This is a genomic window from Opitutia bacterium (assembly GCA_016217545.1).
Lineage (GTDB): Bacteria > Verrucomicrobiota > Verrucomicrobiia > Opitutales > Opitutaceae > Didemnitutus.
Window position 1 is genome coordinate 881484 of record JACRHT010000017.1, and the last position, 14862, is coordinate 896345.

The following is a 14862-nucleotide window of genomic DNA, read 5'->3' on the forward strand; positions in this document are numbered from 1 at the left end:
CATGTCCCAACCCAACGTCCTCATCCTCTGCACCGGCAATTCCTGCCGCAGCCACATGGCCGAAGGCGTCCTCCGCGCCGCCGCCGGCGATGTCGTCGCCGTCCACAGCGCCGGCTCGAAACCCGCCGGCTACGTGCACCCGAAAGCCATCGAAGTGATGCGCGAGATCGGCATCGATCTCTCCGCGCACACCTCGAAGCACATGAAGGAATTCATGCACACGCCGATCACCACCGTGATCACCGTCTGCGGCGTCGCCGACCAAGCCTGCCCCATCTTCCCCGGCCAGGTGAACCGCCACCACTGGCGCTTCGACGATCCCGCACACGCCACCGGCACCGACGCCGAAGTGCTCGCCGAATTCCGCCGCGTGCGCGACGAGATCCGCAAGGTCTTCACCGCCTACGGCACCGGCCTGCGCGAAGGCGCCGCCCTCCGCACCGCGTAACCCGCGCGCTCAGGTCAACTCGCGCGGCGGCGGCTCGACCTTGCGCGTCTCGACGTCGATGACGTCTCCGCCCGCCGGCGGCGCGGCCGTTCCATTGGGCGCGCCCGTCCGCGAAGCCGGGCGCGTGGCAACGTTTACCTTGAACCGCTTGCCGCCCAGCAACGCCAGCAGGCCCGTCGCGATCAGAATCGCGCCGACGACCAACATCCCGAAGAATGCGGCCACCGCGCCGACGAGAACGGCGAGTGCCACCGCGACCATTTTCACGAACCGAGTCACGCCCCTATCACTCGGCCCGACCGCCGAAAGTTGCAAGCGCCCACCGTGTGTCGTCCGCTCGCGACTCGACTAGCGCGCCGCCTTGCCGCAGCGTTCCGCGCCACCCACCCACGTTATGAAAAAATACCTCGTCGAGTTCATCGGCACCTTCTTCCTCGTCTTCACGATCGGCATGACCGTCATCGCGCCCGGCGCGGGAGACATGGCACCACTCGCGATCGGCTCCGTCCTCGCGGTGATGATTTTCGCCGGCGGACACGTTTCCGGCGGACACTTCAATCCCGCCGTCACGCTCGGCGTCTGGCTGCGGGGCAAATGCGACACCGCCGACGTCGTGCCCTACATGGCATCCCAGGTCGGCGGCGCTTTCGGCGCCTCGTTCTGCGTGCAAGCGCTCAAAACCGGCCTCGTCACCAAGGCCGCGGCCATCGGCGGCGCGATGACGCCCGAAATCCTCCCCGCCCTGCTCGCCGAGTTTCTCTTCACCTTCGCGCTCGTCTGGGTCGTGCTCAACGTCGCCACCGCGAAAGGCACCAGCGGCAATTCCTTCTACGGTTTCGCCATCGGCTTCACGGTGCTGAGCGGCGCCTATGCCGTCGGCGGCATCTCCGGCGGCGTGTTCAACCCCGCCGTCGCCATCGGCGTCTGCACGATGAAGATCATCGCCTGGGGCAGCATCTGGATCTACCTCGTCGCCAACTTCGTCGGCGCGACCGTGGCCGCCCTCGCCTACAAACGCGTCAACGGCGCGGACTGAGCGACGGCCACGCGATCTTCGCCCGCCTCACGAGCCCCGCGTCCACGCGGGGCTTTTTATTTTGTCTGCTGTTCCAGCCGCGTGAGGAACGCCAGCGCTTCCTCACGCGACCCGCCACACATCTCCTCGCTCGGCCGCAAGCTCGCGCAAAACACCGGTCGCTCCGGCCGTCCGAAAATCGCGCACCGCATGTCCGGCAACAGCTGCACGCACGGAATCCCCGCCGGCTTGCCGCGCGGCATGCCCGGAATCGGCGACGTGATGCTCGGCGCGATGCAACACGCACCGCAGCTGGAACGGCATTCCATGCTGACACCCTGCGACCCGCGCGCATCGTCGCCAGCGTGAAATCCCACCGTCAGGAACTCTGGTTCGAGACGCCGACGCGCCGCGCATTCCTCAACATCACCCCGCAGGTCGAGGCCGCAGTCGCCGCCAGCGGCGTGCGCGAAGGACTTGCCTCGTCAACGCCATGCACATCTCCGCCTCCGTCTTCATCAACGACGACGAGCGCGGCCTCCACGCGGACTATGAACGCTGGTTGGAAAAACTCGCGCCCGAGAAGCCGCACAGCGCCTACGACCACAACCGCACCGGCGAGGACAACGCCGACGCGCACCTGAAACGCCAGATCATGGGCCGCGAGGTCGTCGTCGCCATCACTGCCGGCGCACTCGATTTCGGGCCGTGGGAACAGATCTTCTACGGCGAGTTCGACGGCCGCCGGAAAAAGCGCGTGCTGATCAAAATCATCGGCGACTGATCCCAGTCCGCAACCAGCCCAGCTGCCGCGTCGCGCGACTCAGTGCTTCACCGGCCGCACCTCGACCACGAGCCGATGATCGAGCCCCGGACAGCGCCGCGCCACCGCCGTGGCCTGAGTCAGGCTCCGCGCGCGAATCAGCACGTAGCCGCCGACGATTTCCTTCGCCTCCGCGTAAGGACCGTCCGCGATCGTCGCGCCGCGCCGACCACGCAGGACCTTGCCCTTGTTCTTCAAACCGTGCGACGCCACCAGCTGTCCGTCGGCGCGGATGCGATCCATCCATTGCGCAAATTGCTCCATGATTTCGCGCATCTGTGCCGCCGTCGGGTGCGGACCGACCGCGGGTTGGTGAAGCAGGAGCAGGTAGAGTGAACGGTCGTCGGAGGATTTCATGGAGTGAGGAGTTGCAACTCTACAACGCACCAGCGCGTCGCCGCAGGACAAATTCGCCACGCTTCGAATCTCCGACGGCAGAACAAACCTTGCCCGCGCCCGGGACGCACCGCCATTTTGCGCCCCGCATGAGCCACCTCGTCCCCGACAGCGTCACCGCCGACGGACTCACCGCGTTTCTCCACGAGCAAATCCCGCTCACGCGGGCGATGGGCCTGCGCGCCGTGGAAGCGAGCGCGCAACGGCTCGTCCTCGAAGCGCCGCTCGAGCCGAACAAGAACCACCTCGGCACCGCGTTCGGCGGCTCGCTCCACGCGCTGCCCACGCTCGCGTGCTACGGCTCACTCTGGATGGTGCTGCGCGACGCCGGCCTCGACGGCCACGTCGTCGTGAAACGCAGCAACGCCCTCTACCGCGCTCCCGTCACCGGCCCGCTGCGCGCCGTGTGCGAGCGTCCGTCGCCGGAACTCGTCCGCGCTTTCCTCGCCGATCTGGGTCGCAACCAAAAGGCACGCATGGAACTGCGCGCCATCGTCGAAGGCCCCAACGGCAAGCCCGCCGTCGAATTCGACGGGAGCTTCGTCGCGGTGATCTGAAGCGCGCGAGCGCGGCATCGCCGCGCCGCCGCGCCGCGCTCAAAGCGCAACGTCACGCGCCCAGACCCCGCCCAGTCTTGTAGGAGCCTGCTTGCAGGCGACCCTCCGCGTTTCGAGGAGTCAAAACGCGCACGAACTCGCTTCATCGCCTGCAAGCAGGCTCCTACACCAAGGCACCACGGACCGCTCAGCCGCCTCCGTGCACACCTCTGCCCTCTGACCGCGCTGATTGCTGAAAGCTGCACCGCGCACTCCTGCCGGCACCGCTCTCCCTCATCACGCTGATCGCTGACCGCTGAAACCTGCCCCCTGAACCGGCGCGCTGCGCCGGCTCAGATGTGCTTCGAGTCCGCCTCGTCCTTCTTGGCGTAGCCCGAATCCTGACGCGCGTGGTTCACCTGGTTCTTCTTCAGGTAAGCCTGGTAAACATCGTCCGCGGTCATGCCCAGCGTCTGCGCGAGCGACACGAGGAAGTGGAACAGGTCGACGACCTCCACCTTCGCGTTCTGCTCGTCGAACTTCTGGTATTTGGCCCACCACTTCCACGGCACGGAGTCGATCAACTCGGCGGTTTCCTGCTGCATCGCCCGCGTGTAGTTCAGGATCCACTTCGCCTTTTCCTCGTCGGTCGGCGGCGGCAGATTCACCCCAATGCGCTTATTCAGCGCATCTTGCATGCGGAAGATCTCCTCGAGTTTGTCCATGGCGCCGCAGCGTGGGAGCGGCCGGAGCGACTGGCAAGCCCCGGACCGGAAAAATTAGCTGTTGCGCGGGAGTGCGGGTTTGCCGACCGTGGCTTCTCCTATTGCCGCCGTTTCACTGCGCCCTGCGCGGTGTGTCGAGACCGCCCCGCGGGCTCCGGCCGGCACCAACCCACCAGCGCCGCCGTTCCCGGCAGGCGCTTTCCAAACAAGAAGATAGACATGTCCACCAATGACCAGTCCGGTGCGCCCGCCGAGGCCGCCGCGACTCCGCCGGCAGACGCTGCGAGCGCGCCGGTCTCCTCGTTCGGCTCCAGCCGCGGCTCGGGCCTGGCCCGCGGCAAACGCCCCAGCGCCGCCTCACCCGCAGCCGCCGCGGCCCCCGCCAAGTCAGACTACAAGCCCACCGCGATCGAGATCGTCAACGCCCCGCGCGAATACCAGAACCCGTTCGCTCCCGCGACGCCCGAGCCCGCCCCGCAAGCCGAGGCCGCTCCCGCCGCCGAAACCGTTGCTCCGGCCCCGGTCGCCGAAGCCCCCGCGCAAGCGACTGCCGTCGCCCCGACTGCGAAGCCCGCCGAAGCCTCGTCGAAGGCCGCTCCCGCCGAGCTCTTCCCGCTCGATGGTCCCGCCGCCACTCCGGCCGCGTCCACGCCCGAGGAAAAAGCCGAACTCAACATTCTCCCGCCCGAGCGTCCGAAGTCGGTCGCCCCGCAAACCTGGGAAAGCGACAGCTTCCGCGGCCCGCGCGAACCGCGCGGTGACCGTCCGCGCCGCGAAGGCCGCTATGAAGGCGACCGTCGCGACCGCCGCGAAGGCGGCGAGCAAGCGCCCCGCGAGCCGCGCCCCGAGGGCCAGCCTCCGCGCGAGCAGCTGCGCCACCAGCGCCCGGAATTCCGCCGCGAAGATCGCGAGCAACGCGCGCAGGAGGCCACGCAGGCCGCCGCCGCGAAGCCCACCGGCTTCTTCGCCAAGATCAAAGCCTTCTTCACGGGCGGCAGCGCCCAACCCGAAGCCAAGCCCGAGCAACCGCACTCGCACGGCGGCGGCGAACACCGCGGCGAACGCGGTGGTCATCGTCATCACCGCGGCGGACGCGGCGGTCATCGCCACCATCGTGGCGGCGATCGTCCTTACGGCCAAGGCGGCGACAATGCTCCGCGCGGCGAACAAGGTGGCGAAGGCCAGCCCCAAGGCGGCGGTGAAAACCGCGGCGGTGGCGACTTCCGCGGCGAAGGTCGCGGTGGTGACGGCGGCCGGAGCGGTAGCGCGGACGGCTTCCGTCGTCGTCGCCGGGGCGGACGTGGCCGCGGTGGCGATCGCGGCGGCTTCCGCGGCGACAACCGTGGCGGCAACGGCGGTGGCGGCGACGCCCCGCAGGCCTGAGCCCTCGCTCACGAAAAATTCTTCCAAGGCGCTCCGTTCCGGGGCGCCTTTTTTTGTCGCATCGCAGGACGCTTCGACGGAAGTTCGCGCATCCCTTTTCATATCCCTCGCGCCGGCGATCACCTCTGCGGCCGAGTTGCTCTTAGCTCTCAACTCTCAGCTCTCAACTTCCCTTCATGGCTGACCTCATCGTTCACGGCGGCAAGCCCCTCAGCGGCACCATCACGCCGTCCGGCAACAAGAATTCCGTCCTCCCGATCCTCTGCGCCACGCTCCTCACCGACGAGAAGGTGACGCTGCTCAACGTCCCGAACATCACCGACGTCGACAAGCTCGTCGGCTTTTTCGTGGAGCAGGGTTCGCGCATCAACTGGGACCGCGGCGCCGGCCGCATGGACGTCGACCACTCCACCTTCGACGCCGCGCGCCTCGACGGCGAGCTGCCATCCGGCATGCGCTCCTCGGTGCTCCTCTTCGCGCCGCTGCTCCAGCGCATGAAGAAGCTCGTCGTGCCGACCAACGCCAAAGGTTGCTCGCTCGGCATCCGCGAGCTCGATCCGCACCTCGAGATCCTCGAAAAACTCGGCGCCACGATGAGCCGCGGCGAGAAGCTCACCATCCGGCTGAAGAACCGCTTCAAGGGCGCGCGCCACTGGCCCGACTACATGTCGGTCACCGCGACGGAGAACTTCGTCATGGCCGCCGCGCTCGCCGAGGGCGAATCCGTCATCATCAACGCCGCGAGCGAGCCGCACGTGCAGGACCTCTGCGCCGCCCTCGTCGGCATGGGCGCCGACCTCGAAGGCCTCGGCACGAGCAAGATCACCGTGCGCGGCGTGAAAAAACTCAAAGGCGGCTCGTTCACCATCAACACGGACCACCACGAGGTCGTCACTTTCCTCGCCCTCGGCGCCATCACCGGCGGCGAAGTGCGCGTCACGAACTCGCTCCCGCACCACTTCGATCTCATCAACCGCTCCTTCGCCAAACTCGGTGTGCAGGTCGGCTACGAAGGCGACACTGCGTTCGTCGCGAAGAAGCAAAAACTCGTCGTCGAGCAACCGTTCACCACGAACCTGCTGCCGAAGATCGAAGCCGCGCCGTGGCCCTATTTCCCCGTCGACCTGCTGCCCGTTATGATCGCGCTCTCCGTCCGCGCCAAGGGCGAGGTGATGTTCTGGAACAAGGTCTACGAAGGCGGCTTCACGTGGATGGCCGAGCTCTCGAAGTTCGGCGCGCACATCGTCGTCAGCGATCCGCATCGCATCACTGTCTTCGGCGCCAAGCCGCTGCGCCCCACCACGGTCGAGGCGCCCTACATCATCCGCGCCGCCGTCGCGCTCTACATGGTCGCCGCGAGCATCGAGGGCAAATCCGTCGTGAAAAACGCCGACACCATCAAGCGCGCCCACCCGAACTTCGTCGAAAACCTCCGCAGCATCGGCGCGCAGGTGGAATGGAAGTGAGATGATCTTGGATTTCCGACTTTGGGTTTGGGATTCCCCAATCCCTCTACTCTCGGAAAAATCCGCCCCGACTCCCGCACCGTAAGCCGCCCGGGCCAGCGCGGCCCCAAGTCTCCCCCGTGAGCTAGCCGCCCGGCTTGGCGCCGACCTTCGGCGCCGTTTCCAACAGCGCGCCCATCCACGCCGCGAGCAGTCGACCAGCGGGCGACTTCGCCGGATCGCCGAGACCGCTCTGACACGCCAGTCCTTCCGCGAGCGCCGAACAACCACGCGCCAGCTCGGCAACCGGCACCGGCGGCTTTCGCCCCGCAGCCGCAAAGAATCGCCCGATCAACTCCGCCAAGCGCGCCCGGTGTTCTTCGAAGAGCCGGTCGGCCCTCATCCCGAAACGCCGATCGCGCCGCGCATGCAGCTGAAGTTCGAGCGCAAGCAGCGGCCAGTCCGCGACCGCATTCGTGGCCCCGAGCCATTGCTCCAGATGATCCAACCGCGGTCCCTCGATTCCGGCGGGTAGCAACGCCGCCTCGAGGCTCTGCAGTTTGGCCTCCATGTGCTCGCCCAGCAGCTGCAGCAGCAGGTCCTGCTTGCTGTCGAAATTCGCATACACCGCGCCTTTCGAGTAGCCGGCGGCCTCCGCCACTTCGTCGATCGACACTCCGTGATAACCGCGCCGCGCAAACATCTGCGCTGCCGCATCCAGCAGGAGCCGCCGGGTTTCCGCCTGGGTTTCCGCGCGCGAGCGCTTAAGGGGTCGTCGGTTCATATCGGCAAATTACTCTGGACAGTCGAGTTCCTCCAAATACCGTCCGGTATCTGAAATGAAAACTCGTCCTTCTCCGCCGCCAGCCCCTCCGCGTCGAGCCTTCGTCACTGGCGCCACGGGCCTGCTCGGCAGCAATCTCGTCCGCGCGCTCGTCGCCCGCGGCATCGGCGTCCGCGCCTTGGCCCGCTCCCGCGCCAAGGCGGAAAAGCAGCTCTCCGAACTCACGGGAGTGGAAATCATCGAGGGTGATATGACCAATGTCGGCTCGTTCGCCAAGGCCTTGGCGCAGGTCGACGTCGTTTTCCACACGGCCGCCCACTTCCGCGCCGCCTACCAAGGCGGCGATCACCGCGAGCGCCTGCATCGCGTCAACGTCTCCGGCACCCGAGACCTCCTGCACGCGGCTTGGGACGCCGGTGTCCGCCGGTTCGTCCACACTTCCTCCATCGCCGTGCTCAACGGCCCTCCCGGCGCGTTGATTGACGAGACCATGCGCCGCACCCCCGACGAAGCCGACGACTACTATCGCAGCAAGATTCAGTCCGAACACGAAGTGGAGAAATTCCTCGCGCGCCACGCCGACATGTGGGCCTGTTTCGTCCTGCCCGGCTGGATGCACGGCCCCGGCGACAGCGGACCGACTTCCGCGGGACAAACCGTCCTCGATTTCGTGCAACGCAAACTCCCCGGCGTGCCGCCCGGAACGTTCTCGATCGTTGACGCGCGCGACGTCGCCGCGGCGCTGATCGCTGCCGCCGAACACGGCCGGCGCGGAGAGCGCTACCTCGCCGCGGGCCGGCACTGCGACATGGCGGGCCTGTTCGCCGAGCTCGAGCGCGCCAGCGGCGTGCCCTCACCGCGCCGCCGCATCCCGCTCTTCGCGCTTCGGCTCCTCGGCTTGATGGAAGAATCCGTTGCGCGGATCGCCAGACGCCCGGCGCTGCTCAGTCTCGCCACCGTGCGTCTCATGGCTCAAGAAAACGACCGCTCACGCTTCGATCATCAGAAAAGCTTCCGCGAGCTGGGCCTCTCTTTCCGTCCGCTCGCCGACACGCTCCGCGACGAAATCGCGTGGTATCGCGCTCAGGGCTGGCTGCCCGCCACCGCCGAAAAATCCGGCTGACCGGGCTGGCATTCCGTCCTCAAAGTGCTGAACTGAGCGCATGCCCGAGCCCGCTAGAGGCACGAACCGCCCCCTCACCCAGCCCACCGCGTCCGCGTCGAAAAGCCCGTCGCCGAAAGCGACCGGCACCGACTTCATCACGAACGCCCTGAGCGCGCCGGTTTCGCAGACCGAGGCCGCGCTGCGTCCGCTCTCCTTCGCCGATTTCGCCGGCCAGCCGAAAACCGTCGACCGCCTCAAGATCATGGTCGGCGCCTCGAAGCGCCGCGGCGAAGCCCTCAACCACATCCTCCTCTCCGGCCCGCCCGGCCTCGGCAAAACGACGCTCGCCTTCATCCTTGGCCACGAACTCGGCCGCAACGTCCGCGTCACCTCCGGCCCCGTGATCGAGAAACCCGGCGACCTCGCCGGCATGCTCACCAACCTCGAGGAAGGCGACATCCTCTTCATCGACGAAATCCACCGCATCTCGAAAACCGTCGAGGAGTATCTCTACTCGGCGATGGAGGACTTCCGCCTCGACATCATGATCGACCAAGGCCCGAACGCCCGCAGCGTCCGGCTCACGATCCCGAGGTTCACGCTCGTCGGCGCCACGACGCGCGCCGGCCTGCTTACCGCGCCGCTCCGCTCGCGCTTCACGCTCAACACCCGCCTCGACTACTACGATCGCGCCACGCTCTGCGGCATCGTCGAGCGCAGCTGCGGCCTGCTGAAGGTCGAGATCGACGCCGGCGGCGCCCAGGAAATCGCCACCCGCGCCCGCGGCACGCCGCGCATCGCCAACAATCTCGTCAACTTCGTCCGTGACTACGCGCAGGAAAAAGCGAAGGGCAAAATCACGCAGCCCGTCGCCGCCGCCGCACTCGAACTCCTCGAAATCGACGCCGCCGGCCTCGACGAGATGGACAAACGCGTCCTCCGCCTCATGGCCGAAAACTACAAAGGCGGCCCCGTCGGCCTCGGCACCATCGCCATCGCCGTCGGCGAGGAAGCCGACACGCTCGAGGAAGTCCACGAACCGTTCCTCATTCAGGAAGGCTACCTCGCCCGCACCGCCCAAGGCCGCGTCCTCACGCCGAAAGGCTACCACGCCATCGGCCTGAAACCGTTAGCCGGCAGCGATCAGCAATCCCTGTTGTAGGAGCCTGCTCGCAGGCGACGAAAAGCTGCCGCCGCATGACCAAACAGCAGTTTCTAGAATCCGAACTCCGTCCCGGCGAAACCCTCCTCTGGAGAGAAGAACCCGAAGCGCTGGCTTTTCTGAGCGGCGATAAAATCTTCGTCCTGCTCTTCATGACTGCTTGGCTCGCCTTCGCAGGTGCTGGCGCATGGGAAACCGACTTCAACTTCATTTCTCTGCTCATGTTCGCCGGCGGATTGTTCATGTTTGGCGGTATCATCTGGGAGATAATTCAGTCGCTCTTCACGCTCTACGGCATCACCGAATCTCGGCTGCTCATCGTTCGCGTCCTCCCTTGGCGTAGCGAAACCGAAAGCTACATCGACCGCGACATCCGCTTCCTCCGCAAGACTCGTCGCAAGCTGACCGGTGGCTCCGTCGTCTTCACCACGATTCCCTACCAAGGCACCAAGGGCCGCGTGAATCATCGCGACGTCGGTTTCCTCGGTATCGAGGATCCCGATTTCGTCGAGGCGCTGATCGAAAAGCACTTTCGCTACCGCGACTTCAATACCCACTCGGCCCATGCGGACGCCAACCGCGTTACCTGAGCGCACAGTCCAACGCTGCGGCCGCTACCCTGCCCAACGCCGCCACTAAGTGATTCATCGGCGTTCTCGCTCACGCCCGCACTTCCTTCCCTGCCTCCTGCGCGAACCAGTCGACCTTCCGCGTGAACCACATCAGCGCGGCGAGCACCGCAAACAGCGCCGCTGTGCCGGCGAGCAGCGCGTAATTCTCCATTCGCAGCACGACGTAGAGCACGCTGTGTTCGCTCGCGAGCAGCGCCGCGATCGACGCCGCCCGCGCGTAGCTCCGCAGAATCGACGCACTGTAACCCACGATCAGCAGCGACGACGCCACCGCCGCGCCGACATACGCCCAACCCGGATCGAGCACCTCGCCGAGCGCCAGCAGCGCCAGGTAGAACAAACACAGCGCCGCGCCCACCAAGCCGTAGTGCACCGCGTGCAGCCGCAACCCCGCCAGCGTCTCGAAGAGGAAAAACGCCGTGAACACCAGCGTCAGCACCAGCACGCTGTGTTTCAGCGCCCGCTCGACCATCCGGTAACCTTCGGCGGGCGCGCTCTCGGTCGCCGCCGACGTTGGCGGCGTCACGCGCTGCGTGTCGACATCGCCCGTTTTCCGCGCCGCCACGCGACGCTCGATCACCGCCCTCTCGCCCTCCACGCGATTCTGCGCGCGCTCCTGCCGCAGATCGTTGATCAGCGCCAGCGGCCCGTGCAGCACCAACACGAGCAACGCGATGAAGAGCAGCTTGAGGCTGACGTGACTGCGCCGCTTGGCCGGCGCGACGATGACGGGAGGCAAGGCGTTTTCCATGCACTCATCCTGTCCGGCGTCTGTGAAATCCCGATGAACCGTGGATGAAATCCTGACGCGAAAGGTAGGGCGCGACCGCTGGGCGCGCCGAGAAGGTGATGCCAGCTGCGCGACGAGCCGAGCGGTCGCGCCCTACTCCGTCGGCACACTCAACACCGCCCGTGCCCCCGCGCCGTCCGCGCGATTCTCCAACGTCGCTTCGCCGCCGTGCAGATGCGCGATCTCGCGCACGAGCGCGAGTCCGAGGCCCGTGCTTTTCCGCTCCGTGCCCGGCCGCGGCAGCGAATAAAACCGCTCGAACACCCGCGGGAGCGCGTAGTCCGGCACGCCCGGCCCGCGATCCTCGACGACGAATCTCACGCGTCCCTCCGCCTCGACCGCGCGCAGCGTCACCTCCGCCCCGCGCGGCGAGAAATCCAGCGCGTTCTGCAACAGATTCACCAGCGCCTCGCGCAACAGCACGCGCTCGCCGCGCACGTTCGCTCCCTCGGCGGCCTCCACCCGCAGCGTCACGCCCGCCGCCGCGAACGCCCCGCGCAGCACATCCGCCGCCTCCGCGACCAGCGCCGCCGGCGCGAGCGCTTCGGTGCGTTGCAACTGCTTCCGCGCCTCCAGCGACGACAGCTCGAGCAGCCGTTCGATGATCGCCTGGATGCGCGCCGCTTCCGCGCGGATATTGGCCAGAAATCTCGCGCGCTGCTCCTCCGGCATCGTCTCGTCCATCAGCTCCGCCGCCCCGCGAATCGCGGCCAGCGGCGCCTTCACCTCGTGCGCTAGCACCTGCGTGTAGCGCTCGACGTGCTGCCGCCCCTCCAGCGCATCGCGCATCTCCTCGAACGCCCGCGCCAACTCCGCGATCTCTCGCGCCCGCGACGTCGGCGCCACCGACGCGCGCCCGTCACGCACCGCCCGCGCGTGCACCGTCAGACGCTCGAGCGAGCGCACCAATTGCGCCGACACCCACCAGCCGACCGCGATCATCACGAGGGCGATCGCGCCGGCCCAGAAAACCAGCCGCCAGCGCGCGCGGGTCACGCCCTCGACCACCGTCGCCAGCGGACGGCCCACGCCGACCCAGCCGACGATTTCGTTGCCCCGCCGCACCGGAGCGCGCACGCGCAGCTCGTTGTCCACGACCGCGACGTTCGGCAGCGTGTAGTTCTCCGAGGCGAATTTTCCACCGCCGAACATGCCCCACTCATAAACCTGCCCGACGTCGCGCCGGCCGGCGTCGAACGCCACGCGCCCGTCCGCATCGCACGCGAACACCCGCAACAGCTCGGCCTGCGCCGGCATTTGCCGCAGCCGCCGCGCCCAATCCGCCTCTGGCTCCTGCGCCGCAAAATTCGCGAGGAACACCGCCGTGTCGCCCATCGTCCGGCGCATCGACTCCACGTAGCGCAGCCGCACGTCGCGCAGCGCCATGCCCATCACGGCCGCGAATCCCAAGGCCGACACGCCCACGTAGACGCCAAAAATGATCGTGCGAATTTTCATCCGTAGGGCCGGTCTCCGACCGGCCAAGTTGCACCCAAACACGCGGCCGCTACCGCCGAGCAGCCCTCAAACCCGGCCGGTCGGAGACCGGCCCTACGCCAAAGGCCAGCGGCGCTGTGCCACGCGCCACTCACGTTTCCTCCCTCAGCGAATACCCCAGCCCGCGATGGGTGACGATCGGATCGCTCTCCGCGTCCACCTCGCGCAGCTTCGCGCGCACCTGTTTCACGTGGGCATCGACCGTGCGATCGAGCGCCGCGCCCGGATCGTCCCACGCCGCGGTCATCAGCTGGTCGCGACTGAAGACGCGGCCCGGCGCGGCTAGCAGCGTCGCCAGCAACCGATACTCGTTGCGCGTCAGATCGAGCGTGCGCCCTCGGAACACGATGCGACAGCGCTCCGCGTCGTGTTGCCACACCGCCCCGGCCGTCGCCGCCGTGCGCGGCGCGCCCTGCGTGCGCCGTAGCACCGCGCGCACCCGCGCCGTGAGCTCGCGCGGACTGAACGGCTTGGCCAGATAGTCGTCCGCCCCGAGCTCGAGCCCCACGATCTTGTCCACCTCGCTCGCGCGCGCCGTCAGGAAAATCACCGGCACCGGCGAGAGACGCTGCAGCTCGCGGCACACGTCGAAACCGCTCATATCCGGCAAACCGACGTCGAGCACCACCAGCGCAACCGGCTCCGTCCGCAAGGCCGCGAGCGCGTCGCGTCCGGTCGTTTTCCAGAGCGGCGCGAACCCTTCGGTGCGCAGCGCATACACGATCGTTTCGGCGATGCCCGCTTCGTCTTCGACGACGAGCACGATGGGACGGCTGGTGGTCACGCGCCTGTTTCGGCACGAATCGCCGAGGCGCGCAAGCCTGCTTCCCCGCGAACCGCGCGGCGCCTCAGCGTTTTTCCGGGAACTTGAAGCCGATGTAGGTGCCGGCGCTCATGCCCATCAGGCCGAGCATCGTCGCGCTGAATTCCGGCATCGCGAGGCTGTTGTAGACCGAGGAGAGAAAGACCAGCCCCAGCGCGAGCGTCCACGCGACGATTTGGAAACGGTGGAAGCTGTAGCCCTGCGCGTCGGACAGGATGTCGACGAGGAAACCGCCCGAGACGTTCGCGCCGGGAGTCGGCGCCAGCGCCGGGAGTTGCGCGTCGATCTGCGCGAGTCGCGTGCGCTGCTCCGTCAGCTGGCGCGTCGAGTCTGAGCGGGCGCCGACCGCGTCGTCCGCGAACGTGGCGAGTTTCGCTTCGGTCTCGCTGACCGCCTGCGCGAGCGCTTGGCGCTCCGCACTCAAAGCCTGGCGCTGCGTGTCCGCCGTCGCGTCCTTGTTGGCATCGATGAAGACCTCGCCGAGCGCCGTCGTCGCGCTGATGCCCATCAACCCGAGCAAACCCGGTGTGATCGTGTCCGCCGCATCGGTGATGAGCCAGATGACGATGTAGGAGACGAACGTGAGCAAAAACCAAAACGCCATCTGGCAGCGGCCGAGATTGTAGGGACGCAGCTGACCCGCGGGACCGGCGTCACGGAGCAGCCCGGTGCGCTGGCCAAGCCACACGCACGTGGTCCCGATCAACGCCACCAACACGAGCGCGATTGCGCCGTAGACGCCGGAAATCACCGTGAGCTGCGGGCTGGCCTTGCCGGTCAGCGCGGTAGCGAACGGCGAACGATCCTCCTGCTCGACCGAGAACGCCACCGCCTTCGTCCGCGATTTTGGCTCGCCCAACAGATCAACCCAGACGTCGCGGTTTTGCGGAAGAATCTGCGGGCGGAAATTCACCGTGCCGTCCGCGAGGTCCTGCTCGATCGGGTAACAACCGCGAATCGCGCGGCCGTTGATCACCGGCACGAGTCGCCCGACGTCGTTGCCCGGTTGCGCCGCCCACGCCGCCAAGCCCGCGATGGTCACCCGGATGTCGTAGCCCAATTCGAGATGTCCGGTGAGCGCGGTGACCCGCGGCTCGGCCGTGGTTTGGGCCGCGACACGCGCGGCGAGCGACAGGAGAATGCCGACCGCGCAAAGCGCGGCGCGAAGCGAACGAGGGATGTTCATGGGGCCGGAGACGATCGGGAGATACGCGTGGGGATCGACCCGCCGTGGCCCCGGCGCGCCGCGGCGTCACACGACGCCGACTCGCGGAGTGTGCCGCGCCGCGCCCCGCCTT

17 protein-coding genes and 1 pseudogene are annotated in these 14862 nt (G+C 67.4%); 9 read left to right on the plus strand and 9 right to left on the minus strand.

Going from position 1 to position 14862, the window contains the following annotated elements:
* Position 1 precedes the first annotated feature (1 nt).
* Positions 2 to 448, plus strand: a complete 447-nt coding sequence (locus HZA32_19655) for an arsenate reductase ArsC (GenBank protein ID MBI5426297.1) — start codon at positions 2 to 4, stop codon at positions 446 to 448.
* 9 nt (positions 449 to 457) lie between these two features.
* On the opposite strand, the gene HZA32_19660 is transcribed toward HZA32_19655, so the two are convergent.
* The gene (locus HZA32_19660; protein ID MBI5426298.1) at positions 458 to 715 is read right to left on the minus strand and encodes a hypothetical protein; all 258 of its coding nucleotides are present in this window, start codon (positions 713 to 715) and stop codon (positions 458 to 460) included.
* A gap of 127 nt (positions 716 to 842) precedes the next feature.
* Between HZA32_19660 and HZA32_19665 the strand changes: the two genes are divergently transcribed.
* On the plus strand, positions 843 to 1484 hold the full coding sequence (locus HZA32_19665; GenBank protein MBI5426299.1) for an aquaporin: 642 nt from the start codon (positions 843 to 845) through the stop codon (positions 1482 to 1484).
* Positions 1485 to 1540: 56 nt separating this feature from the next.
* Here HZA32_19665 and HZA32_19670 read toward each other — a convergent pair whose 3' ends face one another.
* A complete protein-coding gene (locus tag HZA32_19670) occupies positions 1541 to 1792 on the minus strand; it encodes a YkgJ family cysteine cluster protein (protein ID MBI5426300.1) in 252 nt (83 codons plus the stop codon).
* 36 nt (positions 1793 to 1828) lie between these two features.
* Between HZA32_19670 and HZA32_19675 the strand changes: the two are divergent.
* Positions 1829 to 2247, plus strand: a pseudogene (locus HZA32_19675) (YjbQ family protein).
* A gap of 39 nt (positions 2248 to 2286) precedes the next feature.
* Here the strand turns inward: HZA32_19675 and HZA32_19680 are convergent.
* Positions 2287 to 2643, minus strand: coding sequence for a hypothetical protein (locus HZA32_19680; protein MBI5426301.1), 357 nt, complete (start codon positions 2641 to 2643; stop codon positions 2287 to 2289).
* Positions 2644 to 2771: 128 nt separating this feature from the next.
* On the opposite strand from HZA32_19680, the gene HZA32_19685 reads away from it, so the two are divergent.
* Entirely contained in the window at positions 2772 to 3239 is a 468-nt protein-coding gene (locus tag HZA32_19685) for a YiiD C-terminal domain-containing protein (GenBank protein MBI5426302.1), read from the plus strand.
* A gap of 332 nt (positions 3240 to 3571) precedes the next feature.
* Here the strand turns inward: HZA32_19685 and HZA32_19690 are convergent, their stop codons facing one another.
* Entirely contained in the window at positions 3572 to 3943 is a 372-nt protein-coding gene (locus HZA32_19690) for a dUTP diphosphatase (GenBank protein ID MBI5426303.1), read from the minus strand.
* A 219-nt stretch (positions 3944 to 4162) separates the two neighbouring features.
* Between HZA32_19690 and HZA32_19695 the strand changes: the two genes are divergently transcribed.
* Positions 4163 to 5326 (plus strand): hypothetical protein, encoded by a 1164-nt coding sequence (locus HZA32_19695; protein ID MBI5426304.1) that lies wholly within the window; start codon positions 4163 to 4165, stop codon positions 5324 to 5326.
* Positions 5327 to 5502: 176 nt separating this feature from the next.
* The gene (locus HZA32_19700) at positions 5503 to 6792 is read left to right on the plus strand and encodes a UDP-N-acetylglucosamine 1-carboxyvinyltransferase (GenBank protein MBI5426305.1); all 1290 of its coding nucleotides are present in this window, start codon (positions 5503 to 5505) and stop codon (positions 6790 to 6792) included.
* Positions 6793 to 6916: 124 nt separating this feature from the next.
* On the opposite strand, the gene HZA32_19705 is transcribed toward HZA32_19700, so the two are convergent.
* The gene (locus HZA32_19705; protein ID MBI5426306.1) at positions 6917 to 7555 is read right to left on the minus strand and encodes a TetR/AcrR family transcriptional regulator; all 639 of its coding nucleotides are present in this window, start codon (positions 7553 to 7555) and stop codon (positions 6917 to 6919) included.
* A gap of 55 nt (positions 7556 to 7610) precedes the next feature.
* On the opposite strand from HZA32_19705, the gene HZA32_19710 reads away from it, so the two are divergent.
* Genes HZA32_19710 through HZA32_19720 form a run of 3 tightly spaced genes read left to right on the plus strand, consistent with a single transcriptional unit; the run spans position 7611 to position 10412 of the window.
* A complete protein-coding gene (locus HZA32_19710) occupies positions 7611 to 8678 on the plus strand; it encodes an SDR family oxidoreductase (protein MBI5426307.1) in 1068 nt (355 codons plus the stop codon).
* Positions 8679 to 8718: 40 nt separating this feature from the next.
* Positions 8719 to 9822, plus strand: coding sequence for a Holliday junction branch migration DNA helicase RuvB (ruvB, locus tag HZA32_19715; protein ID MBI5426308.1), 1104 nt, complete (start codon positions 8719 to 8721; stop codon positions 9820 to 9822).
* A gap of 35 nt (positions 9823 to 9857) precedes the next feature.
* Positions 9858 to 10412, plus strand: a complete 555-nt coding sequence (locus HZA32_19720; protein ID MBI5426309.1) for a hypothetical protein — start codon at positions 9858 to 9860, stop codon at positions 10410 to 10412.
* Positions 10413 to 10482: 70 nt separating this feature from the next.
* Here the strand turns inward: HZA32_19720 and HZA32_19725 are convergent, their stop codons facing one another.
* From HZA32_19725 to HZA32_19740, 4 genes are all read right to left on the minus strand, one after another.
* On the minus strand, positions 10483 to 11205 hold the full coding sequence (locus HZA32_19725; GenBank protein ID MBI5426310.1) for an inner membrane CreD family protein: 723 nt from the start codon (positions 11203 to 11205) through the stop codon (positions 10483 to 10485).
* 132 nt (positions 11206 to 11337) lie between these two features.
* Positions 11338 to 12702, minus strand: a complete 1365-nt coding sequence (gene creC, locus HZA32_19730) for a two-component system sensor histidine kinase CreC (protein MBI5426311.1) — start codon at positions 12700 to 12702, stop codon at positions 11338 to 11340.
* Between the two features lie 130 nt (positions 12703 to 12832).
* A complete protein-coding gene (creB, locus tag HZA32_19735) occupies positions 12833 to 13525 on the minus strand; it encodes a two-component system response regulator CreB (GenBank protein MBI5426312.1) in 693 nt (230 codons plus the stop codon).
* A gap of 64 nt (positions 13526 to 13589) precedes the next feature.
* Complete coding sequence (locus tag HZA32_19740) at positions 13590 to 14750, minus strand: hypothetical protein (protein ID MBI5426313.1); 1161 nt, start codon at positions 14748 to 14750, stop codon at positions 13590 to 13592.
* Positions 14751 to 14862: the final 112 nt, after the last annotated feature.

Bases quoted from the DNA above. Each gene is read 5' to 3' on its own strand.
- HZA32_19700 (MBI5426305.1), top strand. From the start codon at position 5,503: ATGGCTGACCTCATCGTTCACGGCGGCAAGCCCCTCAGCGGCACCATC.
- HZA32_19670 (MBI5426300.1), bottom strand. From the start codon at position 1,792: ATGGAATGCCGTTCCAGCTGCGGTGCGTGTTGCATCGCGCCGAGCATC.
- HZA32_19665 (MBI5426299.1), top strand. From the start codon at position 843: ATGAAAAAATACCTCGTCGAGTTCATCGGCACCTTCTTCCTCGTCTTC.
- HZA32_19655 (MBI5426297.1), top strand. From the start codon at position 2: ATGTCCCAACCCAACGTCCTCATCCTCTGCACCGGCAATTCCTGCCGC.
- HZA32_19710 (MBI5426307.1), top strand. From the start codon at position 7,611: ATGAAAACTCGTCCTTCTCCGCCGCCAGCCCCTCCGCGTCGAGCCTTC.
- HZA32_19680 (MBI5426301.1), bottom strand. From the start codon at position 2,643: ATGAAATCCTCCGACGACCGTTCACTCTACCTGCTCCTGCTTCACCAA.
- HZA32_19690 (MBI5426303.1), bottom strand. From the start codon at position 3,943: ATGGACAAACTCGAGGAGATCTTCCGCATGCAAGATGCGCTGAATAAG.
- HZA32_19685 (MBI5426302.1), top strand. From the start codon at position 2,772: ATGAGCCACCTCGTCCCCGACAGCGTCACCGCCGACGGACTCACCGCG.
- creC (MBI5426311.1), bottom strand. From the start codon at position 12,702: ATGAAAATTCGCACGATCATTTTTGGCGTCTACGTGGGCGTGTCGGCC.
- HZA32_19705 (MBI5426306.1), bottom strand. From the start codon at position 7,555: ATGAACCGACGACCCCTTAAGCGCTCGCGCGCGGAAACCCAGGCGGAA.
- ruvB (MBI5426308.1), top strand. From the start codon at position 8,719: ATGCCCGAGCCCGCTAGAGGCACGAACCGCCCCCTCACCCAGCCCACC.
- HZA32_19740 (MBI5426313.1), bottom strand. From the start codon at position 14,750: ATGAACATCCCTCGTTCGCTTCGCGCCGCGCTTTGCGCGGTCGGCATT.
- HZA32_19695 (MBI5426304.1), top strand. From the start codon at position 4,163: ATGTCCACCAATGACCAGTCCGGTGCGCCCGCCGAGGCCGCCGCGACT.
- HZA32_19725 (MBI5426310.1), bottom strand. From the start codon at position 11,205: ATGGAAAACGCCTTGCCTCCCGTCATCGTCGCGCCGGCCAAGCGGCGC.
- HZA32_19720 (MBI5426309.1), top strand. From the start codon at position 9,858: ATGACCAAACAGCAGTTTCTAGAATCCGAACTCCGTCCCGGCGAAACC.